The 25,213-nt window shown below is 69.6% G+C and carries 24 protein-coding genes; 17 read left to right on the top strand and 7 right to left on the bottom strand.

Going from position 1 to position 25,213, the window contains the following annotated elements; all coding sequences use genetic code 11:
- Positions 1 to 104 precede the first annotated feature (104 nt).
- From rapZ to ABZ382_RS03265, 7 genes are all read left to right on the top strand, one after another.
- Positions 105 to 1,097 carry an RNase adapter RapZ gene (rapZ, locus tag ABZ382_RS03295; protein ID WP_357083214.1) on the top strand — a complete coding sequence of 331 codons (993 nt, stop codon included), beginning with the start codon at positions 105 to 107 and terminating at the stop codon, positions 1,095 to 1,097.
- Complete coding sequence (yvcK, locus tag ABZ382_RS03290) at positions 1,094 to 2,152, top strand: uridine diphosphate-N-acetylglucosamine-binding protein YvcK (RefSeq protein WP_357083211.1); 1,059 nt, start codon at positions 1,094 to 1,096, stop codon at positions 2,150 to 2,152. The genes rapZ and yvcK overlap by 4 nt, the downstream gene beginning before the upstream one ends.
- Positions 2,143 to 3,126 carry a DNA-binding protein WhiA gene (gene whiA / locus ABZ382_RS03285; protein WP_120736392.1) on the top strand — a complete coding sequence of 328 codons (984 nt, stop codon included), beginning with the start codon at positions 2,143 to 2,145 and terminating at the stop codon, positions 3,124 to 3,126. The genes yvcK and whiA overlap by 10 nt, the downstream gene beginning before the upstream one ends.
- A gap of 212 nt (positions 3,127 to 3,338) precedes the next feature.
- Complete coding sequence (gene gap, locus ABZ382_RS03280; protein ID WP_357083207.1) at positions 3,339 to 4,358, top strand: type I glyceraldehyde-3-phosphate dehydrogenase; 1,020 nt, start codon at positions 3,339 to 3,341, stop codon at positions 4,356 to 4,358.
- Positions 4,359 to 4,364: 6 nt separating this feature from the next.
- Positions 4,365 to 5,576 carry a phosphoglycerate kinase gene (locus tag ABZ382_RS03275; protein WP_357083204.1) on the top strand — a complete coding sequence of 404 codons (1,212 nt, stop codon included), beginning with the start codon at positions 4,365 to 4,367 and terminating at the stop codon, positions 5,574 to 5,576.
- Positions 5,577 to 5,579: 3 nt separating this feature from the next.
- Positions 5,580 to 6,365, top strand: coding sequence for a triose-phosphate isomerase (gene tpiA / locus ABZ382_RS03270; protein WP_357083201.1), 786 nt, complete (start codon positions 5,580 to 5,582; stop codon positions 6,363 to 6,365).
- A gap of 56 nt (positions 6,366 to 6,421) precedes the next feature.
- A complete protein-coding gene (locus ABZ382_RS03265) occupies positions 6,422 to 6,850 on the top strand; it encodes a nitroreductase/quinone reductase family protein (protein WP_357083198.1) in 429 nt (142 codons plus the stop codon).
- Here the strand turns inward: ABZ382_RS03265 and ABZ382_RS03260 are convergent.
- Positions 6,819 to 7,910, bottom strand: coding sequence for an FAD-dependent monooxygenase (locus ABZ382_RS03260; RefSeq protein WP_357083195.1), 1,092 nt, complete (start codon positions 7,908 to 7,910; stop codon positions 6,819 to 6,821). The two genes, ABZ382_RS03265 and ABZ382_RS03260, sit on opposite strands and share 32 nt — an antisense overlap.
- Positions 7,911 to 8,111: 201 nt before the next feature.
- Here ABZ382_RS03260 and ABZ382_RS03255 point away from each other — a divergent pair, with 201 nt between their 5' ends.
- Positions 8,112 to 8,699 (top strand): TetR/AcrR family transcriptional regulator, encoded by a 588-nt coding sequence (locus tag ABZ382_RS03255; protein WP_357083192.1) that lies wholly within the window; start codon positions 8,112 to 8,114, stop codon positions 8,697 to 8,699.
- A 55-nt stretch (positions 8,700 to 8,754) separates the two neighbouring features.
- On the top strand, positions 8,755 to 10,434 hold the full coding sequence (gene kstD, locus ABZ382_RS03250; RefSeq protein WP_357083189.1) for a 3-oxosteroid 1-dehydrogenase: 1,680 nt from the start codon (positions 8,755 to 8,757) through the stop codon (positions 10,432 to 10,434).
- An 11-nt stretch (positions 10,435 to 10,445) separates the two neighbouring features.
- On the opposite strand, the gene ABZ382_RS03245 is transcribed toward kstD, so the two are convergent.
- Entirely contained in the window at positions 10,446 to 10,646 is a 201-nt protein-coding gene (locus tag ABZ382_RS03245; RefSeq protein ID WP_357083186.1) for a hypothetical protein, read from the bottom strand.
- Between ABZ382_RS03245 and ABZ382_RS03240 the strand changes: the two genes are divergently transcribed.
- The gene (locus tag ABZ382_RS03240) at positions 10,639 to 11,052 is read left to right on the top strand and encodes a hypothetical protein (protein WP_357083183.1); all 414 of its coding nucleotides are present in this window, start codon (positions 10,639 to 10,641) and stop codon (positions 11,050 to 11,052) included. The genes ABZ382_RS03245 and ABZ382_RS03240 overlap by 8 nt on opposite strands.
- A 57-nt stretch (positions 11,053 to 11,109) precedes the next feature.
- Here the strand turns inward: ABZ382_RS03240 and ABZ382_RS03235 are convergent, their stop codons facing one another.
- Positions 11,110 to 11,520 (bottom strand): hypothetical protein, encoded by a 411-nt coding sequence (locus ABZ382_RS03235; RefSeq protein WP_357083180.1) that lies wholly within the window; start codon positions 11,518 to 11,520, stop codon positions 11,110 to 11,112.
- Between the two features lie 153 nt (positions 11,521 to 11,673).
- On the opposite strand from ABZ382_RS03235, the gene ABZ382_RS03230 reads away from it, so the two are divergent.
- Both ABZ382_RS03230 and ABZ382_RS03225 read left to right on the top strand, forming a co-directional pair.
- Positions 11,674 to 14,028, top strand: a complete 2,355-nt coding sequence (locus ABZ382_RS03230) for a galactose oxidase-like domain-containing protein (RefSeq protein ID WP_357083177.1) — start codon at positions 11,674 to 11,676, stop codon at positions 14,026 to 14,028.
- Between the two features lie 35 nt (positions 14,029 to 14,063).
- Positions 14,064 to 14,840, top strand: coding sequence for an enoyl-CoA hydratase-related protein (locus tag ABZ382_RS03225; RefSeq protein ID WP_357083174.1), 777 nt, complete (start codon positions 14,064 to 14,066; stop codon positions 14,838 to 14,840).
- Positions 14,841 to 14,989: 149 nt separating this feature from the next.
- Here the strand turns inward: ABZ382_RS03225 and ABZ382_RS03220 are convergent, their stop codons facing one another.
- Positions 14,990 to 15,814, bottom strand: a complete 825-nt coding sequence (locus ABZ382_RS03220; protein WP_357083171.1) for a TIGR02452 family protein — start codon at positions 15,812 to 15,814, stop codon at positions 14,990 to 14,992.
- A gap of 118 nt (positions 15,815 to 15,932) precedes the next feature.
- On the opposite strand from ABZ382_RS03220, the gene ABZ382_RS03215 reads away from it, so the two are divergent.
- The 5 genes from ABZ382_RS03215 (at position 15,933) to ABZ382_RS03195 (ending at position 20,004) form a co-directional block, all read left to right on the top strand.
- Entirely contained in the window at positions 15,933 to 16,295 is a 363-nt protein-coding gene (locus tag ABZ382_RS03215) for an ACT domain-containing protein (RefSeq protein WP_357083168.1), read from the top strand.
- Between the two features lie 115 nt (positions 16,296 to 16,410).
- Positions 16,411 to 16,782, top strand: a complete 372-nt coding sequence (locus tag ABZ382_RS03210) for a BlaI/MecI/CopY family transcriptional regulator (protein ID WP_357083165.1) — start codon at positions 16,411 to 16,413, stop codon at positions 16,780 to 16,782.
- Positions 16,783 to 17,067: 285 nt separating this feature from the next.
- On the top strand, positions 17,068 to 17,448 hold the full coding sequence (locus tag ABZ382_RS03205; protein ID WP_357083162.1) for a hypothetical protein: 381 nt from the start codon (positions 17,068 to 17,070) through the stop codon (positions 17,446 to 17,448).
- Between the two features lie 130 nt (positions 17,449 to 17,578).
- Complete coding sequence (locus ABZ382_RS03200) at positions 17,579 to 18,685, top strand: PLP-dependent cysteine synthase family protein (RefSeq protein WP_357084010.1); 1,107 nt, start codon at positions 17,579 to 17,581, stop codon at positions 18,683 to 18,685.
- Positions 18,686 to 18,732: 47 nt separating this feature from the next.
- Positions 18,733 to 20,004: an MFS transporter gene (locus ABZ382_RS03195; RefSeq protein WP_357084007.1), complete on the top strand. Its 1,272-nt coding sequence runs from the start codon at positions 18,733 to 18,735 to the stop codon at positions 20,002 to 20,004.
- 12 nt (positions 20,005 to 20,016) lie between these two features.
- On the opposite strand, the gene ABZ382_RS03190 is transcribed toward ABZ382_RS03195, so the two are convergent.
- The 3 genes from ABZ382_RS03190 to ABZ382_RS03180 all read right to left on the bottom strand — a co-directional run bounded on the left by ABZ382_RS03190 (position 20,017) and on the right by ABZ382_RS03180 (position 25,108).
- Positions 20,017 to 20,958, bottom strand: coding sequence for a M56 family metallopeptidase (locus ABZ382_RS03190; protein ID WP_357083159.1), 942 nt, complete (start codon positions 20,956 to 20,958; stop codon positions 20,017 to 20,019).
- Between the two features lie 293 nt (positions 20,959 to 21,251).
- Positions 21,252 to 23,342 carry a thiamine pyrophosphate-dependent enzyme gene (locus tag ABZ382_RS03185; protein WP_357084004.1) on the bottom strand — a complete coding sequence of 697 codons (2,091 nt, stop codon included), beginning with the start codon at positions 23,340 to 23,342 and terminating at the stop codon, positions 21,252 to 21,254.
- A gap of 281 nt (positions 23,343 to 23,623) precedes the next feature.
- A complete protein-coding gene (locus ABZ382_RS03180; RefSeq protein ID WP_357083156.1) occupies positions 23,624 to 25,108 on the bottom strand; it encodes an Ig-like domain-containing protein in 1,485 nt (494 codons plus the stop codon).
- Between the last annotated feature and the right edge of the window lie 105 nt (positions 25,109 to 25,213).

Here is a 25,213-nt window from a genome sequence, read left to right as displayed (position 1 = left end):
GGAGCGGAAATCACAGCTGTGTTGCGCTCCCACCGCTCGCCTGCCGGGTTCGCGGGCGTCGGTGCAGGATGATCGAGGGAACTCCAGACACGAACCGGTAGGACATGACGCGCGTCGAAGACAGCACAGCTACTGCCGAGAACAACCCGGCAACCGAATCAGGCGAGTCCCAGCCGAATCCCCGCAAGGGGCGGCCCGGTTCCGAACCCGCTCCGGTCGAGGTGGTCATCGTGACCGGCCTGTCCGGCGCCGGCCGCGGCACCGCGGGCAAGGTGCTCGAGGACCTGGGTTACTACGTCGCCGACAATCTGCCGCCCGAACTGATCGGCCGGATGGTCGATCTGGGCCGATCCGCCGATCCGCCGATCCGCAAACTCGCGCTGGTCATGGACGTGCGCAACCGCTTCTTCACGGGGAATCTGTCCGCGGTGGTCGAACAGCTGCGGTCCGCCGGTGTGCGCACCCGCATCCTGTTCCTCGAGGCCTCCGACGACGTGCTGATCCGCCGCTTCGGCTTCGCGCGCCGCCGCCACCCGCTCCAGAGCGAGAGCGCCGACGGCACCCTGACCGCCGGCATCACCGCCGAACGCCGCCGTCTGGATCCGGTGAAGACCGCCGCGGACGTCGTCATCGACACCACCGCGCTGTCGATCCACCAGTTGCACCGCAAGCTCGAGGAGGTCTACGGCGGTGACGCCGCCGCAGTATTGCAGTTGACCGTGCAATCGTTCGGGTTCAAGTACGGAGTTCCGCTCGACGCCGACATGGTGTTCGATTTGCGTTTCCTGCCGAATCCACATTGGATTCCCGAACTCCGCGAAAAAACCGGGCAGGACGCCCCGGTCAGCGAGTATGTGTTGTCGCGCCCGGGCGCACAGGACTACCTGGGCACCGCGCACCATCTCGTCGACCTGACGACCGAGGGCTACCGCCAAGAGGGGAAGCGATACATGACCGTGGCAGTGGGCTGCACCGGCGGTAAACACCGCAGTGTGGCGATAGCGGAGGCGCTGGGTGACGCGTTGGCGGGCCATGCGGCGGACAGCGATTCGGGTGACGTCGTGCGCGTGGTCCACCGGGATCTGGGGCGGGAATGAGTGAGAGCACTTCCGGCCGCACCGCCAATCCCGCCTTCGTGGCGCTCGGCGGTGGGCACGGGCTGTACGCGACGCTGACCGCCGTGCGGCGGCTCACGCGCAAGATCACCGCGGTGGTCACTGTCGCCGACGACGGCGGCTCCTCGGGCCGCTTGCGGTCGGAGCTGGGCATGCTGCCGCCGGGCGACCTCCGAATGGCGTTGGTGGCCTTGGCCGAAGAGGCCGACGGGCACTGGGCGCGAACTTTGCAACACCGCTTCGGCGGCACCGGCGCGCTGGCCGGGCACTCGGTCGGCAATCTCATTCTGGCGGGCTTGACCGAGGAGCTGGGCGACCCCGTCGCGGCCCTCGACGAGGCCGGAAAGATTCTGCGGGTCACCGGAAGAGTGCTACCCATGTCACCGATCGCGCTGACCATCGAGGCGGATGTCTCTGGGCTGGAAGGCGATCCGCGGGTGAGTCGCTGCATCCGCGGTCAGGTGGCGGTGGCGACCACGCCGGGCAAGGTGCGCCGGGTGCGGCTGATCCCCTCGGATCCGCCCGCCAGCCCCGAGGCGACCTCGGCGATCGAGCACGCGGACGTGGTCGTGCTGGGCCCCGGGAGCTGGTTCACGAGCGTCATTCCGCACGTGCTGGTGCCGGATTTGCACGAAGCGCTGCTGCATACGCGGGCGCGGAAAGTGCTGGTGCTCAACCTCGCTGCCGAACCGGGCGAAACGGCCGGATTCTCCGCGGAACGGCACCTGCATGTATTGTCCCAGCACGCACCGGATTTCACAGTCGACCATGTTCTGGTGGACTCCGGTTCCGTACCCGAGGGTAGGGAACGCGAACATCTGGCAAGAGCTGCCGAACAGCTGCGTGCGCGAGTAACCTTCGCTGATGTCGCCGAGGCGGGGACGGACCGGCACCACCCCGGAAAGCTTGCCGCCGCACTGGATCAGGTGATCCGGCAACCTCGGCCGGAATCAGCAGGGCTTCGAGTCGAAGGACGGCATATGGGCCAACGTGTGCGGTCCGGGTTGGGTGGAAAGGAGCGCGTCTCGTGGCGATGACAGCGGAAGTGAAGGACGAGCTGAGCCGGCTCTCTGTATCACAGGTGAGCTCGCGCAAAGCGGAATTGTCCGCGCTACTGCGGTTCGCCGGTGGATTGCACATCGTCGGCGGTCGGGTGATCGTCGAAGCCGAAGTGGATATGGGTTCCATAGCGCGTCGGCTGCGTCGAGAGATCTTCGAGCTGTACGGGTACGGCTCGGACGTGCATGTCCTCGGCGCCGGAGGGCTCCGGAAAACCTCCCGGTATGTAGTGCGAGTTTCCAAGGAAGGCGAGGCGCTGGCGCGCCAGACCGGTTTGCTCGACGTGCGCGGCCGGCCGGTCCGGGGCCTGCCCGCGCAGGTCGTGGGCGGCAGCATCGGTGACGCCGAAGCGGCTTGGCGCGGGGCGTTTCTCGCGCACGGCTCGCTCACCGAGCCGGGCCGGTCCTCGGCGCTCGAGGTGAGTTGCCCCGGGCCGGAGGCGGCGCTCGCGCTCGTCGGCGCGGCTCGGCGCATGGGCATCTCGGCCAAGGCGCGCGAGGTGCGCGGCACCGATCGCGTCGTGGTGCGCGACGGTGAGGCCATCGGCGCCCTGCTCACCCGCATGGGTGCGCAGGACACGCGGCTCACCTGGGAGGAGCGGCGCATGCGCCGCGAGGTCCGGGCGACCGCGAACCGGCTGGCCAATTTCGACGACGCGAATCTGCGTCGGTCGGCGCGCGCGGCCGTGGCCGCCGCGGCCCGGGTGGAGCGGGCGCTCGAAATACTGAGCGACGATGTTCCCGACCACTTGGCCGCCGCGGGCAAGCTGCGGGTGCTGCACCGGCAGGCCTCGCTCGAGGAGCTGGGTCAGCTGGCGGATCCGCCCATGACGAAAGACGCTGTCGCGGGCCGGATCCGGCGACTGCTGTCGATGGCGGACCGGCGCGCCAAGGAACTCGGCGTGCCAGACACCGAAAGTGCCGTCACCGCAGAGCTGCTCGAAGAGGCATGATTCCGCTGCGGTGCCGCCTAAACTGAGGCCAACCGCACGGTGATTCCGTCCGGAAGCGTCGCAACCCCAACGGTTGCGGCGCTTCCGGTCGTCTGTGACGTATGTGAACGTTTCGGTAGTTCACCGTGGCGGGGGTGTGTCCGTGATGTTTCCGTTACAAGGCTAGGGTTAGCCCTGCAACGGAAACGATCCGCAAAGCTGAGGAGCGAAACGTGACTGTCCGGGTAGGTATCAACGGCTTCGGCCGCATCGGGCGAAACTTCTTCCGAGCCGTCGAGGCGCAGAAGGCCCTCGGCACCACCGACATCGAGATCGTGGCGGTCAATGACCTGACCGACAACAAGTCGCTGGCGACGCTGCTGAAGTACGACTCGATCCTCGGTCGCCTGCCGCAGGACGTTTCCCTGGACGGCGACGAGACCATCGTCGTCGGCGACCAGCGCATCACCGCGCTGGCCATCAAGGAGGGCCCCGCCGCCCTGCCGTGGGGCGACCTGGGTGTCGACGTGGTCGTCGAGTCCACCGGTATCTTCACCGACGCCACCAAGGCCAAGGGCCACCTGGCCGCCGGCGCCAAGAAGGTCATCATCTCCGCGCCCGCCAAGGGCGAGGACATCACCATCGTGATGGGCGTCAACGACGACAAGTACGACGGTTCGCAGAACATCATCTCGAACGCGTCCTGCACCACCAACTGCCTGGGCCCGATCGCCAAGGTGCTCAACGACTCCTTCGGCATCGAGCGTGGTCTGATGACCACCGTGCACGCCTACACCCAGGACCAGAACCTGCAGGACGGCCCGCACTCGGATCTGCGTCGCGCCCGCGCCGCCGCGCTGAACATCGTGCCCACCGGCACCGGCGCCGCCAAGGCCATCGGCCTGGTGCTGCCCGAGCTGCTCGGCAAGCTGAACGGTTACGCGCTGCGCGTGCCGGTTCCGACCGGTTCGCTCACCGATCTGACCGTCGACCTGGCGCGCGCCGCCTCGGTCGAGGAGATCAACGCCGCCATGAAGGCCGCCGCGGACGGCCCGATGAAGGGCATCCTGAAGTACAACGTCGACCCGATCGTCTCCTCCGACATCGTGACCGACCCGCACTCCTCCATCTACGACGCGCCGCTGACCCAGGTCATCGACAACCAGGTCAAGGTCGCCTCGTGGTACGACAACGAGTGGGGCTACTCCAACCGTCTCGCCGACCTCGTCGGCCTCGTCGGCAAGTCCCTGTAAGCGCCGATGACCATCAAGACTCTCCAGGATCTGCTGAACGAGGGCGTCGAGGGCCGGGGCGTGCTGGTGCGCTCGGACCTGAACGTGCCGCTCGACAACGGCGTCATCACCGACCCGGGCCGCATCATCGCGTCCGCGCCGACCATCAAGGCGCTGGCCGAGGCCGGCGCCAAGGTCGTGGTGACCGCGCATCTGGGCCGCCCCAAGGGTGAGCCGGACCCGAAGTTCTCCCTCGCCCCGGTCGCCGCGCGACTGGCCGAGGAGCTGGGCCGCAATGTCCAGCTGGCCGGTGACGTGGTGGGCCAGGACGCGCTCGCCCGTTCCGAGGGCCTCACCGACGGTGATGTCATGCTGCTCGAGAACATCCGTTTCGACGCGCGTGAGACCAGCAAGGACGATGCCGAGCGCACCAAGCTCGCCAACGCCCTGGTCGAACTGGTCGGCGACGACGGCGCTTTCGTGTCCGACGGTTTCGGTGTGGTGCACCGCAAGCAGGCGTCGGTCTACGACGTGGCCAAGCTGCTCCCGCACTACGCGGGCACGCTGGTCGCGGCCGAGACCGAGGTGCTGAAGAAGCTCACCGAGGATACGGCCCGCCCGTACGCGGTGGTGCTCGGCGGCTCCAAGGTCTCCGACAAGCTGGCGGTCATCGAGGCCCTCGCGCCGAAGGTCGACACGCTGGTCATCGGCGGCGGCATGTGCTTCACCTTCCTTGCCGCACAGGGCCTTTCGGTGGGCACCTCGCTGCTGCAGGAAGAGATGATCGACACCTGCAAGGACCTGCTCGACAAGTACGCCGACGTCATCCACCTGCCGGTGGACATCGTGGTGGCCGACAAGTTCGCCGCGGACGCGGAGTCGAAGACGGTGCCCGCCAACGAGATTCCGGACGGCTGGATGGGTCTGGACATCGGCCCCGACTCGGCCGCCCGCTTCGGCGCGCTGCTGACCGAGGCCAAGACGGTGTTCTGGAACGGCCCGATGGGCGTGTTCGAGTTCGAGAAGTTCTCGGCCGGTACCCGCGGTGTCGCCGAGGCGATCGCCACGGCCACCGCGAAGGGCGCGTTCACGGTCGTCGGCGGTGGCGACTCGGCCGCGGCGGTGCGCACCCTGGGTCTGCCCGACGACGGTTTCTCGCACATCTCCACCGGTGGCGGCGCGTCGCTGGAATACCTGGAGGGCAAGGAACTCCCCGGTCTCGCGGTTCTGGAGGACTGAGTCATGGCACGTAAGCCTTTGATCGCCGGCAACTGGAAGATGAACCTCAACCACCTCGAGGCCATCGCTCTGGTGCAGAAGATCGCATTCGCGTTGCCGGAGAAGTATTTCGACAAGGTCGACGTCACGGTGATCCCGCCGTTCGTGGACCTGCGCAGCGTGCAGACCCTGGTCGAGGGTGACCGTCTCCTGATCACCTACGGCGCTCAGGACGTGTCCACTCACAAAGAGGGCGCCTACACCGGCGAGATCAGCGGGTCCATGCTCGCCAAGCTGGGCTGCACCTTCGTCGTGGTGGGTCACTCCGAGCGGCGTCAGTACCACAACGAGGACGACGCCACCGTGCTGGCCAAGGCCAAGCAGGCGCTCGAGTACGGCATCACCCCGATCGTCTGCATCGGTGAGGGCCTGGGCGTCCGCGAGTCCAAGACCCACGTGGAGTACAACCTCGAGCAGCTGCGCGGTTCGCTCAAGGGCCTGACGGCGGAGGAGATCTCGAAGGTCGTCATCGCCTACGAGCCGGTCTGGGCCATCGGCACCGGCAAGGTCGCCACTCCGGCCGACGCGCAGGAAGTCTGCGGCGCCATCCGCAAGGAGCTCGCCGAACTGGCGAATCCCGAAGTGGCCGCGGGCGTCCGCGTCCTCTACGGCGGTTCGGTCAACGCCAAGAACGTCGGCGAACTGGTCGGCCAGGCCGACATCGACGGGGCCCTGGTGGGCGGCGCGTCGCTGAAGGGTGACGAGTTCGCCACCCTGTCGGCCATCGCCGCCGGCGGTCCGCTGCCGTAACGGTTTCCGTCGCACAAGGCCGGGCATCCCACGGATGCCCGGCCCTTGTCGGCAGAATGGCCGGTATGAGCGACTGGAATACGAACATCATCAATGAGTTCCGGGCCAATGAGGGCCGGGTGGGCGGGCCGTTCGAGGGCGCGCCGATGATCCTGATGCACCACCGCGGGCGCAAGAGCGGTCGTGAGCTGGTCACTCCGACCATGTACATGGCCGATGAGCAGGACCCCGCCGTGGTCTACGTGTTCGCGTCCAAGGCTGGCGCGCCGACGAATCCGGACTGGTACTACAACCTGGTCACCGCTGGGAAGGCGGAGGCCGAGATCGGCACCGAGACCTTCCCGGTCGCCGTCACCGAGGTGACCGGCGCGGACCGTGACCGGATCTACGCCGAGCAGGCCCGGCGATACCCGGGATTCGCGGAGTACGCGGAGAAAACGGCTGGGATCCGGACTATTCCGGTGATCGCGCTGCGTCGCGTCTGAGGTCGGTGGACCGGTCGGCCCCGGCCTCGGGTGAGGCCGGGGCTCGGCTCGCGGACGACCGGGCGCGTAGCGCGGCGGCGCGGTCGGCGAGGATGCGGTGACGGCGGGCGGTCATCGCGTCGGCGGGGGATGCGCCCGAGGTGAGGGCCCGGTGGACGGCGTGGGCGTCTTCGAGCGCGTCGCGGGCACCGACTCCGGCGGCAGGGGTGATGGCGTGGTCGGCGTCGCCGATCAGGAGAATCCGTTCGCCGGGTGATGCGGCGTCTTCGAGGGGGACGCTGCGGGCGTTGCTGACGTGGACGGAATCCGTGGCCGCCAGGAACGTATCCGCGAGGGCGCGGTTGGAGGGGCAGGCGGCGCGAATGCGGTCGGCCCATTCGGGCACCGGCCTGGTCCCGGACGCCTCACCGTTGTCGGGCAGGGGAGGGGCCACAATGCGAACGAACCACAGCGCCGCCGGATCGCCGGGCCGCCAGAGGTGGCCGAGGGTGCTGAAAACCATACCGGCGGAGTCTGTTTCGGCGAAGAAGTGCAGCGTGGCGGGCGCGGTCGGGAGTTCGACCGGCTCGGTGGTCATGCCGTACACGACGTTGTCGCCGGTGTAGACGGGAACGCGGGTGGGTTCGACTCGGGACCGGACCACCGAATCGATGCCGTCCGCTCCGATCAGTAGGTCATCTCCGATGTTGCCGGTGAGTGCGCTGGCGGTCATCTCCCGCCCGTAGTGTGTCCGCGCGCCGGACGACTCGACGAATCCGTGCAGGACGCGCATCAGCTTGTGGCGCAACCAGAATCGGTGGCCGCGACTGGGAGAGGCGCCGTGGCGGCCCGCGCTGTTGGCGTAGGAGAGGCCGCCGGTCAGCGGGTACGACCCTGCCATCAGCGCGTCGGTGTCGACGCCGAGGCCGATGAGAGCCTCATGACCGCGTCCGTCGATGAAGAGGAACGCCCCGGCGTCGGTGCGCGCGGACTGCTCGTAGAGCGTCACATCTGCGCCGTGCCGCCCGAGTGCGCCTGCCAGGGCCGAGCCCGCGATGCCCGCGCCGATGACGGTGACCATTCGAACCTCCTTTCAGCCGTCCATGATGCGGGGTCGCGCCGCATCAGGAACGCGAGTCCGGCCGAATCGCGGCATGTCACCGGCCGTGTCGCCACTACTTGCCGGGTTTGTCTGGATAGCCAGCGAAGGTGACTGTGAATCCACTCTTGACAGTAACTATCACAAAGGGAGATGCTGTCGATAACGGAAGGAGGTCTGCGGATGTCACTACGGGAGCGGCAACGGCGGCAGATCCGGGCCGAGATTCAGCGGGCGGCGTTCGAGCTGTTCGCGGCGCAGGGATTCGGCGAGGTGACCACCGAGCAGATCGCGGCCGCCGCGGGGGTGTCGGCCAGTACCTATTTCCGGCATGTGCGCAGCAAGGAGGACCTGCTGCTCGATCCCGTGCGCGAGGGCGGTGCCGGGATCGTGGCGCTGCTGGAGGAGCGGGTCGCGGGGGAGTCCGCGGATGTGGCGCTGGCGCAGTCGATTCTGACGCGCTCCACGACCCTGGCCGCGCAGGACCTGGAGCAGTGGCGGGCGGCGTTCCAGACCGCGCCGCATCTGCTGGAACGGGTCGCGCTGATCACTCCGGAACATCGGACTCGGTTGGTCGAGCTGGTCGCGGAGCGGATGGGGCGGGACGCGGGTCAGGACAGCACGCCGGGTCTGCTGGTGCATCTCATGCTGGCGGCGGCGGAGTTCGGATATCTGCAGTGGCTGCGGAATTCGGCGCATCCGGAGATGTCGCTGGCGGTGTGCGTCGAGGGCGCGCTCGACGCCGTGACGGGGGAGCGCTGGCGCGGCTGAAAAGCCTTGGCGTGTCAGTGAACAGCTTCGAACAGAACAATCAGGGTGAGGAACAATGCAGGACGACAAGACGACCGGCCAGAACTTCGATGTGATCGTGGTGGGATCCGGTGCGGCGGGTATGGCGGCGGCGCTGACCGCCGCGCGGCACGGGCTGTCGACGGTGATCGTCGAGAAGGCCGCCCACTGGGGTGGATCGACGGCGAGATCCGGTGGCGGCGTGTGGATTCCGGGCAACACGGCATTGCGGCGATCCGCTCCGGCCGATGACCTCGAGGCCGCGCGCGTCTATCTGAAGGACATCATCGGTCCGGGCGTGCCGCCCGAACGCATCGACACCTTCCTGGACCGCGGCGCGGAGGCGTTCGACTTCCTCGCCGCGCACTCGCCGCTGCGCATGCGGTGGGTGCCCGGCTATTCCGACTACTACCCGGAGGCTCCCGGGGGCCGCTCGCACGGCCGCTCGGTCGAGCCCGCGCCCTACAACGCCACCGGTCTGGGCACCGAATTGTCCACCCTGGAACCGGATTACGTGCGGGCCCCGAAGAACGTCGTGATCACCCAGGCCGAGTTCCGCCAGCTGCACCTGGGCCTGCGCAACCCGCGCAGCCCGCTGACCGGCGCTCGCGTCGCCGGCCGCTGGCTGGCGGCGACCGTGCTGCGCCGCCGAGTCCTCGCCCGCGGCCAGGCCCTGAGCGCCATGCTGCGCGCGGGTCTGCTGGCGGCGAATGTCCCGCTGTGGCTGGAGACGCCGCTGCTCGACCTGCGCACCGAGGACGGCCGGGTCACCGGCGCGGTGGTGCGCCGTGACGGCCGCGAACTGGTGCTGCCCGCCCGCCGCGGCGTCATCATCGCGGCGGGCGGTTTCGAGCACAACGAGGCCATGCGCAAGCAGTACCAGCGCGAACCCATCGGCACCGACTGGACCGTCGGCGCGAAGGCCAATACCGGCGACGGTATCCGCGCGGGCGAGAATGCCGGTGGCGCCGTCGAATTCATGTCCGACGCCTGGTGGGGCCCGTCCATCCCGCTGCCCCGCCTGCCCTGGTTCTGCCTGGCCGAACGCAATCTGCCCGGCAGCATCGTGGTCAACGACCGCGGCGAGCGGTTCATGAACGAGTGCCTGCCCTATGTGGAGGCCACGCACGAGATGTACGGCGGCGAGTACGGCCAGGGCGCGGGCCCGGGTGAGAACCTGCCCGCCTGGCTGATCTTCGACCAGCGCTACCGCAACCGCTACCAGTTCGCGGGCGTCCCGCCCCGGCAGTCGCTGCCGGGCCGCTGGTTCAAGTCGGGCGCGCTGACCCGTGCCGACTCGCTCCCCGAACTCGCCGAGAAGATCGGCATCCCGGTCGAGAACCTCCGCGCGACGGTGACCCGGTTCAACGAATTCGCCGCCACCGGAACCGATCCCGACTTCGGCCGCGGCAACAGCGCCTACGACAACTACTACGGCGACCCGCGCAACCGCCCGAACCCGAACCTCGGCGCACTGGAGACCGGCCCGTACTACGCCGCCAAGCTGGTTCCCGGCGACCTCGGCACCAAGGGCGGCCTGAGCGCCGACACCGCCGGCCGGGTCCTGCGCGCGGACGGTTCGGTGATCGAGGGCCTGTACGCGGCGGGCAATGCCAGCGCCCCCGTCATGGGCCACACCTACGCCGGCCCCGGCGCGACCATCGGCCCCGCCATCGTCTACGGCTACCTCGCCGCCCTGCACGCCGCGGGCAAGTAGCCGCCCGAGCGTCAGGCCGGCACCACGCCGCCGTCGAGCGTGAGAACGGCGGCGCGGGGCTGGCCGATCAGAGAGGCGAAAGCCTGTGCGATGTAGTCGGTTTCGGCGACGGGGCGCAACGGCGTCGCCAGCGCGGCGGTGAGCACACTTGGATGGCGCAGCTCGAAGACCGATGACGTGGCCCGCGGCAAATGGAATCCTCTGGTGGCCACGGGCGCCGATGTCGCCGAAGCGCACCGGCTGTGCGCGGATGCCTTACTGGGCATCGAATTGGCGCTGGCGGAAGTGGAGTTCACCGATTCGCGGCTGATTCACAAACTGCTGAAACACGAATTGGGTCGCTCGGTGACCCGGACTTTCGGCGGCTCCGCGCCCGCGTGCGCGAATCATGCCGTGGTGGCGCCGCAGTCGCGCTGGCGTCGGCGCGGCCCGGACCCGTGGGGTCCGCCGCCGGGCTACGGCGGATACGGCCCGGGGCCCGGCTATTACGGGCGCGCGCCGCGTCGCCGGAGCGGTTGCTGCCTGCCGTGCTGCGAGGGCTGTGTGTGCTGCGGCGAGGGTTGCTGCTGTTGTGGCGAGGGCTGTTGCTGCTGCGAGGAAACCTGCTGCGACTGCTGAGGTCGACGCCGGTGCGGTGAGCCGCCCCCACCGGGTGGGCGGCTCACCTCCCGCGTATCAGTGCGTCGAGCCCGAGGCGGAGCCGGTCGGGATGAAGCCGCCGATGCTGCCGGTGCTGAAGTTCGAGGAGCCGGACACGGTCGTGGTGGTGTCCATGCTCCAGGTGCCGCAGCCGCTGGTGAAGAAGCCGACGTCGGTGGACTTGATCTCGACGGTGGCCTTGCCGCCGACCGCGCCGCCGACCTCGATGGTGCCGCCGTTGCCGCCCGCGAGCGAGGACAGTCGCGCCCAGGCGCACGCCTGGGTCGCGGTCGTGGTCTTATAGACGCCGGGCTGGATGTCGATGCCGACCTTGAAGGTGGAGTCGGAGCCGATGACGGTGGCCAGCGACGCCTCCGCGGTGCCCGCGCCCGCGAGCAGGGCCGCGGCGGTGAGCGCCAGGCCGTTGGCCCAGAGTGCCTTGTTCATGGTGAAGTCCTCAGTGTGTGAAACGAGAGCGTTTCGCAGGGTAATGGGTTTCCCATTCGTCGGGAGGGTTTTCCGTAACCTGGCGTAAACGGCCATCGGCGAGATCTGGACATCGGCTCCCGCATACGGCCGGTGACACCGATAATGTGCTGTGTGGCAGGACAATTCGTTCCCATTCCCGATTGGTTCTCGCGTGACAATCAGGACTGCGGCATCGCCGTCGCCGACCTGAGCGGACAGGGCGCACTCGACATCGTGGTCCTCATGGTCGACGACCCCGCCGGCCAGAACAGCGGAAACTACCGCGTCGGTCACGCCCTCGCCGCCGACGGCACGGTCGGGGAGTGGGGACCCTGGCTGGCGGTACCCGACTGGTGGGGCTGGGAGAACCAGGGCGCGGGCATCGCCGTCGGCGACCTGAACGGCAATGGCCGACCCGACCTGGTGGTCTTTCTCGTCGACAATCCCGCCGGTCAGAACCAGGGCTACTACCGCGTCGGCCGTGACCTCGCCCCCGACGGCACCGTCACCGGCGGCTGGACCCCGTGGCAGCAGATCCCGGACTGGTACGGCTGGGAGAACCAGGGCGCCGACATCTGTCTGACCCGCATCGACGGCGAGCCGGTCCTGGTGGTGCTGACCGTCGACAATCCCGACGGCCAGAACAGCGGCCGATTCCGGCTGGCCAAGGGCCTGGCCGCGGACGGCTCGGTCGGGCAGTGGACGCCGTGGCTCGAGGTGCCCGACTGGTGGGGCTGGGAGAACCAGGGCGCGGGCCTCACCGTCGCCGACCTCGACGGCGACGGCCGCCCCGAGCTCATCGTCTTCACCGTCGACCACCCGCGCAACGGCAACGGCGGGCTGTACACCGTCGGCTGGGGCCTGGACGGGACCGGACACTGCGTCGACGGCTGGAGCCGCTGGTCGCGCGTACCCGACTGGGGTTTCGCCGCCAACCAGGGCGCGGCCGTCGCGCTGCTGCCCGGTGCGGGCGGGCTCCCGAAACTGGTGGTGGGCGCCATCGATCACCCCGCGGGCGGCAACTCCGGTTATCTGCGCGTCCTGGACCTCGACACCGACCTGGCCACCGCGGCCACCCAAGGCGCCTGGCGCATACTGGATTTCGGCACCGAGGTGAATCCGGTGCACGCGGCGCTGCTGCACACCGGCGACGTCCTGTTCTTCGCCGGATCCGGCAACGACCCGGACCGGCTCGATGCCCACGAGTTCCGCACCCGCGTCTGGCATTACCCGAATCCCGGCCTGGCCGCGCCCGCCACACCCATCGACCTGTTCTGTTCCGGTCAGGCGTACCTGCCGGACGGGCGGGTGCTGGCCGCGGGGGGAACCGGGCGGTACGACCCGTTCTTCGGCCTGCGCGACACCCTGATCTTCGATCCGGCGACGCTGGCGTGGACCGCGCAGCCCGATATGGATTACGGGCGTTGGTATCCCACCCTCACGGCGCTGAAAACCGGTGAGGTGGTCGCTGTTTCAGGACTCGGCGCGGACGGGTTCCTGTCGCAGACGCCGGAGCTGTTCGATCCCGAGAAGCTCACCTGGTCGACACTGCCGGTGCCCGGGCCGATCCCGATGTACGCGCATCTGGTGTTGCTCGCCGACGGCCGCATCTTCTACACCGGCGGGCAATACGGCACCAACAACGGGATGCGGCCCTCGATCTGGGATCCCGTGCTCGGTTCGGTCACCGAGGTACCCGGACTCTACGATCCCGAATCCCGCAGCCAGTCCACCAGCGTGCTGCTGCCGCCCGCGCAGGAACAGCGGGTCATGATCCTGGGCGGCGGCACCGTCGACGCGCACGGCCCCGGAATGGCATTGTCCGACACGCGCATCGCCGACCTGAGCGCCGCCGCACCCGCCTACCAGGCGGGTCCGCCCATGACCTACGCCCGCATGCACGTCTGCGCGGTGGTGCTGCCGGACCGCACCGTGCTGGTCACGGGCGGTTCGGCGATGGAGGAGATGGCCGACGCGGTCCCGCCCAGCGGGGAGATCTTCGACCCGGCCGCGGGAACCTGGACTCCGACCGCCCCGCAGCGGGTGGCGCGGCTGTACCACTCGGTGGCGCTGCTGACTCCCGACGGCAAAGTCGCGACGGCCGGATCGAATCCGCAGCGCAAGACCGAGGAGCTGCGCATCGAAGTGTTCTGGCCGCCCTACCTGTTCCGAGGCGCTCGACCCGAATTCGAGATGACCTCGGGCACCGTCGAATACGGGGCGACGCTGACGCTGACCACATCGGCCGACGTCCGCGAGGTGAGCCTGATGCATCCCACCGCGTGCACCCACTCCTGTGACAACAACCAGCGCCTGATCGATCTGCCGATCACCGCGACCGCGGCCGGCACGGTTTCGGTGGCCATGCCCTCGAATCCGGCATTGGCTCCGCCCGGCTGGTACCTCGTGGCGGTCGTGGACGCCGCCGGGGTTCCCTCGGTCGGCCGATGGCTGCAACTGGGGGTGGCCGCGCCTTCGCCCGTGTGACCGCGAACGGGGGCCGCCCGCACTACCGTGGAAGCATGACCGCGGAGTACGAGTACCTGCTCGTCAAAACCGATGGTGACACCATCACCATCACCATGAACCGGCCCGATCGGCGCAATGCGTTGTCCGCCGATCACCTGTCCGAACTGCTCGCGGCGTTCCGTGCGGCGGGGGAGACCGACGCGTCCGGCATCGTCCTGGCCGCGGCCGGGCCGGTGTTCAGCGCGGGCCATGATTTCGCTGATGTCGCCGCGCGGGACCTGCTCGGTGTTCGCGATCTGCTCACCCAGTGCCAGGAGGTCATGACCACCCTGGAAGAGGTCCCGCAGGTGGTGATCGCCCGGGTACACGGGCTGGCCACCGCGGCCGGATGTCAGCTCGTCGCCTCCTGCGACCTGGCCGTCGCCGCCGACTCCGCGGGCTTCGCGCTGCCCGGCGGCAAGGGCGGCTGGTTCTGCCATACCCCGGCTGTTCCCGTCGCGCGATCCATCGGCCGAAAGCGCTTGATGGAACTGGCCCTGACCGGCGATGTGATCGATGCTCGCACGGCCGTCGACTGGGGTTTGATCAATTACGCGGTCCCGGCCGCCGACCTCGATGCCGCGGTCGCCGACCTGCTCGGCCGGGCCACGCGGGGGAGTCGTGCCAGCAAGGCCCTGGGTAAGCGCACCCTCTACGCCCAGCTCGACCGCCCCCAAGCGGACGCGTACACCCTGGCGCGGGAAGTCATGGCTGCCGCCTCCCAATTGCCCGGCGCGAGTGAGGGAATGGCCGCCTTTCTGGAGAAGCGTTCGCCCGTCTGGCCCGATTGACGGGAGCATGCCGACCATCGAGCCGGGGCGTGTCGCGACTGGTTACAACATCCCAGTATCCGCATCTGTAGATATTGCAATCTAAACATGTATTGCAGGAATGTCGCGGCTGCCGCGAGACCCGGCATGGGTTCCGCGGGCAACCGCGGCTACGAGGATGCGCGCGAGCCGAATCGGGCTTCGAACGCCGTGCGGTTGGCCGAGGCGGGGGAGCGGTCCCAGACCGCGAAGACGACCTGTTCGAACGCGGCGCCGTGCACGCGCAGCGCGAGGTCGAAGGCTTCGGCGACGTCGTTCGGGTCATTGCGGAACACGCCGCAACCCCAGGCGCCGAGCACCAGTTCACGCACTCCGTGGTGGGCGGCGACAGCGAGTACGCGGGTGGCGCGTTCGGTGAGGAGGCCGCGCACGTCGACCGGGTGGCCCGAACGGTCCGCGAGCGCACCGGCATTCGGGGCGGGGGAGGTCAGGAAGGAGGTCGTGAACGGGTGCGGGTCGAGTTCGCCGCGGTCGTCCCGGATGACCGGCACCTCGGGCGCGTAGATGACCCGATGGCTGTAGCCGAGGTCGTCGGAGGCGCGGTGGGCCGCGTAGTAGCGGGGTGTCTCGAGCAGGCACCGGTAGAGCAGGGCGCTGCGGCAGAGATCCTCTTCCTGGGCGCGGGCGCCGCGAAGGTAGCCGCCGCCGGGGTTGCGGGCGGACGCGAAGTTGAGCACCGCCAGGCGTTTTCCACCGTCGGCGTGGATCCGGCGCGCGGCTTGGACGCTGCCTTCGCCGGTGACCTCGAGGCGCCCGGTGAACGGTCCGGCGACCGGCGTATAGAGGTCTTCTTCGGGCTCGTGGCAGACGGTCCAGGCGCGGGCCTCGGTCAGCGGGGTGCTGATGTCGACGAGGGTGCCGTCGCTGGTGCGGTAGGTGCCGAGAGCGGCGATCTGCTCGTTCTCGGTGGCGATTTGTCGTGGGCTGGTGGTCATTTCGCCGACACTACGGGCCGGTCCCGTAACCGTCATCCGAATTTTAGTCGCTAACACCAATACTGGTCGGTCCGGTGGGAGAATCGGGATTGTCGGGTCCGCCGCCTACGATGTGGCCATGACCGGCTCCCAGCGTTTGCGGATCGTCCCGTCGCAGTTCGCGGTGGATCATCTGCCGAATTCGACGTTTCCGGAGGACGACGAGTGGATCGCGCTGGTGCGAGCGCCGGAGGGGCTCACCGTGATTCGCGAGGCGCCGGCGTGGGCCGAGGGGGAGACCTGGAAAGGCTTCTACGGCATCGACGCCGGGAGTCTGAACTCGCCCGGCACGCTGGCCGCGCTGATCGGGCCGCTGGCGGATTCGTCGATCCCGGTGTTCGTGGCCTCCACGTTCCATGCCGATCTCATTCTGGTTCCGGCGCATCGGCTGGAGGAGGCGTCGGCGGCACTGCGGGACGCGGGGCACCGCCTGGCGGAGTGAGGGTGCGGCGTGGCGGACCCGGGCAACGGCAAATGTTGTGAGGACGGGCAGCCCACATTACTGTCTACGTACGTAGAACGTACGAATGGCGCGCCGAGGTGAGGAGACGTCGGACGTGAGTGCACGAGGCTTCGGCGATCTGGAAACCGTCATCATCGAACGGATCTGGGATCGCCCCGGGAAGACGACGGTTCGCGAGCTGTTCGACGAGCTGGCCGCCGAGCGCGACATCGCGTACACCACCGTCATGTCCACCATGGACAACCTGCACCGCAAGGGCTGGCTGGAGCGTGAGCGGGTCGGCAAGGCCTACCGCTACTGGGCCAGTCTCAGTCGCGAGGAGTACAGCGCCCGGCTCATGCGTGAGGCGCTGGGCAGTGGCGGCCGTTCGGAGTTGGTGCTCGCGCATTTCGTGGAGCAGATGAGCGCCGAGGAGTCCGAGGGGCTGCGCGCGGCGCTGCGGAAGTTCACGCGCGGCAAGCGCTGATCGCCGGGGGCCGGTGGTCCTTCCTGTCGTAGGCATGGCGCGAGTTCGGCGTGTCGGGTGTTTCGATGATGCGAACCCCATGCGTGTCCTGTTCTTTTGCTCCGCATTCGCCTCGCGCGGACGTGAACCCGGTCACCGGGTTGCTACGAACTACGTACGTAGATAGTAGATTGTTTCGGGAGCGTGTCAATCGGGTTCCGTGGCGATGACCTCGTACGGCGAACGCGACCGCTCGATCGGTGAAAGTGACGGCGGAACAGTCGAATTCGGGCAGGAGGTGGCGGCGTGGGCCGTGGCAGCGGTTCGGGCCGGTTCCTGTGGGGACTGCTGTTCGCCGTGCTGGTCCTGGTCGCCGCGATCACCGACTGTGCCGCCGGGGCGGGCGCCGACCATTCGCCCGGATTGAGCCATGCCCAGGCCGTCGGTGTCTCCCACGAGCCGGTGGGCGGCGAATCCGCACACTGTGACCCGCATGTGGAACACGCCATCCGCTCGGCCGCACCCGGCGAGGAGCATGCTCCGGAGTTCACCACCGAGCGGACGGCCTTCGAGATCGGTCTCGCGAGCCAGGGCGTCGCCACCGCCGTTCACGGTGTGCGCGGACCGCCAGGAGGTGCGGTCGGCGGCCGAATACTGCTGACGCGCTTGTGTATCGCCCGACGCTGATCGGTCAGCGGCAGGCCGGGGCTCATCGCCTACGGCCGGAGTCCGTTGCCGTGCACGTCATTCCGCCGCATATGGCGGTCCGATACCGAAAGCGACAGTCATGGACCGAGGTCTGCTCGATGAATTCGACATGCTCACCACCAGTTCCGGCGTGCCCGTACTGGCCCGCGAACCGCGCGCCCTGGTCGGCAATACGCCCGTGCTGTGGGTGGGCGAGCCCTTCGCGCCCGCCGGGCGCGGCTTCTGGGCCAAACTCGAAGGCCGCAATCCGGGCGGTATGAAGGACCGGCCCGCATTGCACATGGTGCGCCGCGCCCGCGAGCGCGGCGAGCTCGCGCCGGGTGCGCGAGTCATCGAATCCTCCAGCGGCACTCTGGGGCTGGGGTTGGCCCTGGCCGGGCTGGTGTACGGGCACCCGGTGACGGTGGTGACCGATCCCGGGCTGGAACCCATGGTCGCCCAGTTGCTCGCGGCCTACGGTGCGCGGGTGGACCTGGTGCGCGAACCGCATCCGGAGGGCGGTTGGCAGCAGGCGCGCCGCGATCGCGTGGCCGAACTGCTGGCGGCGGAGCCGGGTTCCTGGTGCCCCGACCAGTACAGCAATCCCGACAATGTGGACGCCTATGAGTCCCTCGCCCGGGAACTGATCGAGCAGCTCGGCGGCGTGGACGTGCTGGTGTGCGCCGTCGGCACCGGCGGGCACTCCGCCGGCATCGCCCGCGCCCTGCGCCGCACCAATCCCGCGTTGTCGCTGATCGGCGTGGACACCGTGGCCTCCACCATCTTCGGTCAGCAGGCCGGTCCCCGCCTCATGCGCGGGCTGGGCTCGAGCATCCATCCGCGCAATGTCGACTACGGCGCCTTCACCGAAATCCATTGGGTCGCACCGGCCGAATCGGTCTGGGCCTGCCGCACCCTGGCCTCGGGCTACCTGTCCAGCGGCGGCTGGAGCGTCGGCGCGGTCGCGCTGGTGGCCGGGTGGGCGGCCCGCACCCATCCAGAAGGCGCCCGCATCGCCGCCGTCTTCCCGGACGGTCCGCACCGCTACTTCGACACCGTCTACAACGATTCCTATTGCGCCGCACACGGCCTGCTTGACGCGGGTCAACCGGCGGATCCCGAGGTGATCGCCCATCCCCGCGAGCGGCAGGTCGAGCGCTGGACCCGCTGCACGACCGTCATCGACCCCCGCATACCCGACCACCCGCGTGACGCGACCCCGGGGCCGCGGTCGTGAGCGTCGTGGCGAAGTTCCGCGGGTTCGACCGGGCGGCCCAGCTGCTCATGGTCAACCAGTTCGGCATCAATCTCGGCTTCTACATGCTCATGCCCTATCTGGCCGGATACCTGTCCGGCCCGCTCGGGTTGGCGGCGTGGGCGGTCGGGCTGGTGCTGGGCGTGCGCAACTTCTCGCAGCAGGGCATGTTCCTGGTGGGCGGCACGCTGGCGGATCGGCTGGGGTACAAGCCGCTGATCGTGGCCGGATGTCTGTTGCGGACCGGGGGTTTCGCGCTGCTGGCGTTCGCCTCGGATCTGCCGAGCCTGATCATCGCCTCGGCGGCGACGGGTTTCGCGGGGGCGCTGTTCAATCCGGCGGTGCGCGCCTACCTCGCCGCCGAGGCGGGGGAGCGGCGGGTAGAGGCGTTCGCGGTGTTCAACGTCTTCTATCAGGCCGGGACGCTGGCGGGGCCGCTGGTCGGATTAGCGTTGCTGGCGTTGGATTTCCGGGTGACGGCGGCCGCGGCGGCGGTGGTGTTCGCGGCGCTCACCGTCGCCCAGTTGTTCGCGTTGCCCGCGCGCCGCGCGGCCGAGCCCGCGGTGCGCACCTCGGTGCTCGAGGATTGGCGCACGGTGGTGGCGAATCGCCGGTTCGTGGCGTTCGCGGTGGCCATGGTCGGCTCGTATGTGCTGTCGTTCCAGGTGTATCTCGCGCTGCCGTTGCAGGCGGAATTCCTGGCGGGGGCGCGGGCGCAGACGGTCACCTCGGCGTTGTTCGTGATCTCCGGTGTCGTGGCGGTCGCGGGGCAGTTGCGCATCACGGCGTGGTTCCGCGGCCGGTGGGGGACCGGGCGTGGTCTGGTGGTGGGGGTGGCATTGCTGGCGGTGTCGTTCCTGCCGTTGGCGATCGTGCCGTCGGGCGGCGTCTTCGGTGACGCCGTGGCGCTCGGCGCGCTGCTGCTGGCGGCGGCGGTGCTGGCGGTGGGGACGGCGGCGGTGTTCCCGTTCGAGATGGACACCGTGGTGTCGCTGTCGGGAAATCGGTTGGTGGCCACGCATTACGGCTTCTACAACACCGTGGTGGGCATCGGCATCCTGATCGGCAACCTGGCCACGGGCGCGCTGCTGGGCGCGGCGCACGCCGCGGGCGCGGAGTGGGCGGTCTGGCTGGGATTGGTGGTGATCGGCACGATCGCGGCGGTCGCGCTGGCGGTGCTGGACCGTGCGAGTCGCGAGCCCACGCCGGGCGGCCGGCATCGCAAACGGCCACCGCGTCGGATGCCCCCGAGCGGCCGGGTGATCGACTACCCGACCCAGCCGCTGCCGGCGCGACGCTGACATCGCCTGCGGTCAGGTCAGGCAGACCTCGATGCCGAGGACGGCCGCGATGAGCGCGGCCACCGGGATCAGCATGGCGGTCAGGGTCGCGGCCACGGCCGCGGTGCGCGAGTGGGAGCGGGCCAGCTCGGCCGGTTCGGACAGTCGCCGCACGCGTGCGCGCAGCACCGCGTGGGTGGTGTCGGACTGTTCGGGCAGCGCGGCCATGGTGAGCAGCGCTTGCAGGACCGTGTCGCGGCCGTGGATACGTGCGGCCGCGTCGTCGGCCAGCATTTCCAGCAGCCGCGCCACCTCGGCCGCGCCGATGGTGAACAGTCGGATCCGCGGCAGTACGGTCGCCAGGCCGCGGGTCAGGGTGAGCAGCAGGTGGTGGCGGCCGATCAGGTGGGCGCGCTCGTGGGACAGCACCGCTTCGAGGTGGTGGTCGTCGAGGGCGGTGAGCGCACCGCGGCTGACCACGATCGTATGGGGTTTGCCCGCAAGGCAATACGCGGCGGGTTGGTCCACGTCGATGATCACGGCGTCCAGTTCGGGGTGGTGGCGTCCGGCCAGGCGGGCCATGCGTGCGTGCTCGATCGTGCTGCGGCGCGATCGCCACAGCGTGGTGGCGAGCCGGAACGCCACCACCAGGCCCGCGAGCGCCGCGAAGAAGGACAGGACCAGCAGGCCCGTCTGCAGGTGCCGCCCGTAGTGGCCGACCGCCGCGTCGTGCAGGTGCAGCAGGCAGGTGTCGAGGAAGCGGGCCGGTAGCACCGAGATCTTGTGGGTGCCGATGTCGACCACGATGATGGTCACCGTCACCGTCCAGGCCAGCAGGGTCGAGATCATCACCGCCACCCACGCCGCGACCGCGATGCGCGGTGCGGCCCCCGACGCGCTGATCCGCCGAAGCACCCGGGGCGCGAGCACCGCGACCGCGAACCCGTACAGCAACAGGCAGACGGCGACACTCATCGGCCCACCCGCGATCGCGCGGCCCGCATCCGATCTCCTCCCGTGGAATCCGCCCGAGTGTAGGGGGCAAAACTGAGGACAGCCTTACTGTCGTGCACGAGTTTGCGAATCGTGTGCGGGTCGCCACCCGCCCCTTGCGTGGGACCCCGCGTCTACGGTATTACGTATCTACGTAGTTGATACGTAGATGGTCTGGGTGTCGTCCTCCGACGGCACCGGGACGCCGACCGGAACCGGCGTCGACCACGGGCGGGGCCGGGCTTCCAAGCGAGCAGGCCCGGCTCCGTCCGTGGTCACCGGGGCGCGGCCAGCAGGCTGCGCGCGGCCGCCTCGATCGCGTCCTCGTCCAGGAGCACCGACGCTGCCGCCGGGCCCAACGGCACGAAACTGTCGGTACTGGTCACCCGGGCGAGCCTGCCCTCGAATCCGGCGTCCAGCAGCGCCGCGCACACCGCCTCGGAAACGCCTCCGCTGCGGCGGGTTTCGTCGGCGATCAGCACCCGTCCGGTGGCGCGGGCATGGTCGAGCAGATCCCGCACCGGCAGCGGGGCCAGCCAGCGCAGGTCCAGCACCCGGGCGTGAATGTCGTGCTCGGCCAGTCGCCGCGCCACCCGCAGGCTCATCGGCACTCCATTGCCGAAACTCACGATGGTCAGATGCGTGCCCGTGCCGTGTACCCGGGCCCGGCCGATCTCGGCATGGGGCACACCGGAAATCGGCGCCAGCCAGCCGCCGTCGCCGTCGAGATACAGGTCGCGGGTGTGATAGAGCGCGATCGGTTCGACGAACACGCACACCCGGCCGTCCACCCGCGCCGCCGCCACACACGTGCGCAGCAGGGCCGCGGCGTCGTCGGCGCGCGACGGCACCGCCAGCACGAGACCGGGGATATCCCGCAGCGCGGCAAGGGAATTGTCATTGTGGAAGTGGCCGCCGAACCCCTTCTGATACCCCAGGCCCGCGATGCGCACCACCACCGGATTGCGATAGCGGCCGCCGGAGAAGAACGACAACGTCGCCGCCTCCCCGCGCAGCTGGTCCTCGGCATTGTGGACATAGGCGAGGTACTGGATCTCGGGGATCGGGACGAACCCGGCCAGGCCCGCGCCCAGCGCGGTGCCCAGCACGCTCTGCTCGTCGAGCAGGGTGTCGAAAACCCGTCGTGCGCCGAAACGTTGCTGCAAGCCCTTGGTGACGCCGTACACCCCGCCCTTGCGGCCCACGTCCTCGCCGAACACCAGCACGTCGGGGTCGCGGGCGAGCAGATGCGCCAGGGTCTGATTCACCGCCTGGGCCAGGGTGAGCGGGTCCCCGTTCTCGGGGCTTTCGGTGCCGCGCAGAGCGTCGGCGCGGACCGCCGCGGGATGGGCGGGGGCCAAGGGGGCCACTACCTCGGCGGCCGAGCCCAATTTCGGTTCGTGCCAGGCACTGTCGGCGGCCTTGGCGACCTGTTCGGCGATCTCGTCGTAGCGGGCCAGGATCGCGTCCGGGGTCGCCACCCCGGCGGTGACCAGCAGCCGGGCGGTCGCGGCCACCGGGTCGCGGCGCAGATCGGCGGCCATGTCGGCCGGACGCCGGTAGGCCGATTCGACATCGGAGCCCGCGTGGCCGAGCAGCCGCACCGTGCGCAGCTGCAGGAAGGCCGGTTCGCGGTGGGCGCGAACATGATCGGCGGCCGCGGTCGCCGCCGCCAGCGCCGCGGGCAGGTCCGTGCCGTCGGCGTCGAAGTACGCCAGTCCGGGGCGGGAGCCGTAGGCCTGCTCGATCCAGGTGCGCGGGGTGGGCACGCTGATGCCCAGGCCGTTGTCCTCGCACACGAACAGGATCGGCATGGCCACGCCCTGGTGGGCGGTGTGGATCGCGGTATTGATCGCGCCCGCCGCGGTCGAGTGATTGGCCGAGGCGTCGCCGAAACTGCACACCACCACCGCGTCCGTGGGCCATTCGGTGCGCAGCCCCAGCTGGGCGGCGCGCCCCAGCGCGAAGGCCAGCCCGACCGCGCGCGGCAGATGCGAGGCGATGGTGGAGGTCTGCGGGATGATGTGGGCGGGCTGGCTGCCGAAAACCTTGTGCCGCCCACCGGAAATCGGGTCCGCGGCCGCCGCGGTCACGCCCAGTAGGACGTCGCGGATCGGGTCCAGGCCCGGCACCTGCCGGGTGCGGTACACGAAGAACGCGCCCGAGCGATAGTGCAGCAGCGCCGGATCGGTGACCCGCAGCGCCGCCGCGACCGCGGCGTTGCCCTCGTGCCCGGCCGATCCGATGCTGTAGTAGCCGTGCCCGTCGCGGCCCAGCCGCCGCGCGGCCAGATCCAGGTGCCGGGAGGTGGCCTGGGCGTCGAACAGCGCCAGGGCGAGCTCACCGGTGAGCCCGGCGGCGCCGATCGATTCCCCCTGCGCGCGAGCCGGTCCCGGCGTCGCCGCGGCGACCTCCGCGCGAAACCACTGATCCAGATCCGCTTCGCGATCGTTGATGACGCCCTCCCATATGCCCGATACATCGAGTACGCCGGGGAATCAGCGTAGAGGTGAAGCGGCGCTGCCTGCGGCAACATCCGATCCCACGGCCGGTCCGTCCAGCCTGCCGCGAATCGGCGCGGCCGGGGACCATTTCGCGGAGATGTCGCCGGACGGCGGGGAGGGGACCGCCCGGCGACATCTTCCCGCTACTTGCTCGAGCCGGTACCGCCGAGCAGGGAGCCGAGGCTGCCCGTCCCGCTGCCGGTATCGACCCCGCCCGCGGCGGCGCCCACCACGACCGAGGCCCGGTCCGAGGACGCGTTCACGGTGCCCTGACCGGAGTACTCGGCGGTCAGCGTGCGCTGGCCCGCGGTGGCCGGGGTCCACTGGATGGTGGCGGTGCCGTCACCGGAGACCTGCGCGGTGCCGACCACGGTGTTGCCGTCCTTGAAAGTGACGCTGCCCCCGGCGGTTCCGGGCTTCACCGTCGCGGTCACCGCCACCGCCTTGCCGACCTGCGCGCCCGAGACCGGGGACAGGGTGGTGGTGGAGTCGGTGTTCTGAACCGGGGCCTCGGCCACGGTGACCTGGGTGGTCGTGGTCGAGCCGGTGACGCCGTCACGGCCGGAGAAGGTCGCGCTCAGGGTGTGCGCGCCCGCGGTGGCCGGGGTCCACTGGTAGGCGGCGGTGCCGTCGTTGCCGACCGGGACGACGGCGAGCGAGGCGTCGCCGTCCTTGATCTCGACGGTGCCGCCCGCCGCGGCCGGGTTCACCGTCGCGGTCAGCGTGGTCGCCTTGCCGACCTGCGCGCCGGAACCCGCGGCCAGGCTGACCGTCGAGGTCGCGTTCTGCTCGGAGACCTGCGCGGTGACATTCGCCGACTTCGAGCCGTTGGCCGCGGCCGTGCCCGCGTACTGGGCGGAGAGGGTGTGATCGCCCTTCACCGTGGGCGTCCACTGGAAGGTCGCGGTGCCGGCACCGCCCAGCGCACCGGAACCGATCTTGGTCGCGCCGTCGTAGAAGTCGACCGGATCGCCCTGCGCGCCACCGGTCACGGTCGCGGTCAGGGTGGTCGCCACGCCGACGCGCGCGCCCGTGACCGCGGCCAGGGTGGTGGTCGTGGCGTTCTTGCCGACCGTGATCGAGGGACCCTTGGTGCCGTAGTTGCCCGACCCGAGCGACCCGCCGTAATCCATGCCGCCGGCCAGCGCCACGCCGCGGGCGCAGTTGGGCCCGACCTTGTACTGCACGGTGAGCACGGGGTTCTGGTGGAAGCCCGGGCGGTTCTGGACCACCCAGTCGGTGACCCCGAACGACACCCGCACGAACCCGGTCCCATTGCCCTCGTCGGCGGTCACCTCGGGGTTGGCGAACGGGTGGTCGCCGTCGTTGCCGGTCATCTTGGTCGAGCCCGGCACATAGGTCAGGCAGGCCGCGTGGCGGTCCTTGATGTTGTAGATGAATTCGTCGACCCAGCTGGTGCGATCGAATTTGGTGGTGACCGTGACGATGTCGCCCTCGGCGGGCGTGGAGTTGCTGACGGTCCGGGTGAACTGCGAGGAGCCGTCGCTCCAGGTGATGGTCCCCGCGTCCGCCTGGGCCACGCCGGCGCCGAACAGCGCCAGCGCGCCCGCCGCCGTGGTGGTCGCCGCGCAGGCGGCCACGCCGCGGGCGGTAACTCTGTGTGCCATGGATTTCCTAGTGTTCGATGGGTGAATGAACATTAGGGTCGCCGGGGCACGGAGTTGAAACACTAAAAAATGGTTGTTTCACAACGTTCTGTTGTTGGTCGGAGA

This window comes from Nocardia sp. NPDC005825 (genome assembly GCF_040630175.1).
Taxonomy (GTDB): domain Bacteria; phylum Actinomycetota; class Actinomycetes; order Mycobacteriales; family Mycobacteriaceae; genus Nocardia.
This window is presented reverse-complemented; position numbering and strand designations above follow the sequence as displayed.

Bases quoted from the DNA above. Each gene is read 5' to 3' on its own strand.
- kstD (WP_357083189.1), top strand. From the start codon at position 8,755: ATGCAGGACGACAAGACGACCGGCCAGAACTTCGATGTGATCGTGGTG.
- rapZ (WP_357083214.1), top strand. From the start codon at position 105: ATGACGCGCGTCGAAGACAGCACAGCTACTGCCGAGAACAACCCGGCA.
- ABZ382_RS03190 (WP_357083159.1), bottom strand. From the start codon at position 20,958: ATGAGTGTCGCCGTCTGCCTGTTGCTGTACGGGTTCGCGGTCGCGGTG.
- ABZ382_RS03235 (WP_357083180.1), bottom strand. From the start codon at position 11,520: ATGAACAAGGCACTCTGGGCCAACGGCCTGGCGCTCACCGCCGCGGCC.
- ABZ382_RS03180 (WP_357083156.1), bottom strand. From the start codon at position 25,108: ATGGCACACAGAGTTACCGCCCGCGGCGTGGCCGCCTGCGCGGCGACC.
- ABZ382_RS03200 (WP_357084010.1), top strand. From the start codon at position 17,579: ATGCTCACCACCAGTTCCGGCGTGCCCGTACTGGCCCGCGAACCGCGC.
- ABZ382_RS03255 (WP_357083192.1), top strand. From the start codon at position 8,112: ATGTCACTACGGGAGCGGCAACGGCGGCAGATCCGGGCCGAGATTCAG.
- ABZ382_RS03195 (WP_357084007.1), top strand. From the start codon at position 18,733: ATGGTCAACCAGTTCGGCATCAATCTCGGCTTCTACATGCTCATGCCC.
- ABZ382_RS03225 (WP_357083174.1), top strand. From the start codon at position 14,064: ATGACCGCGGAGTACGAGTACCTGCTCGTCAAAACCGATGGTGACACC.
- ABZ382_RS03215 (WP_357083168.1), top strand. From the start codon at position 15,933: ATGACCGGCTCCCAGCGTTTGCGGATCGTCCCGTCGCAGTTCGCGGTG.
- ABZ382_RS03220 (WP_357083171.1), bottom strand. From the start codon at position 15,814: ATGACCACCAGCCCACGACAAATCGCCACCGAGAACGAGCAGATCGCC.
- ABZ382_RS03260 (WP_357083195.1), bottom strand. From the start codon at position 7,910: ATGGTCACCGTCATCGGCGCGGGCATCGCGGGCTCGGCCCTGGCAGGC.
- yvcK (WP_357083211.1), top strand. From the start codon at position 1,094: ATGAGTGAGAGCACTTCCGGCCGCACCGCCAATCCCGCCTTCGTGGCG.
- tpiA (WP_357083201.1), top strand. From the start codon at position 5,580: ATGGCACGTAAGCCTTTGATCGCCGGCAACTGGAAGATGAACCTCAAC.
- ABZ382_RS03265 (WP_357083198.1), top strand. From the start codon at position 6,422: ATGGCCGGTATGAGCGACTGGAATACGAACATCATCAATGAGTTCCGG.
- ABZ382_RS03275 (WP_357083204.1), top strand. From the start codon at position 4,365: ATGACCATCAAGACTCTCCAGGATCTGCTGAACGAGGGCGTCGAGGGC.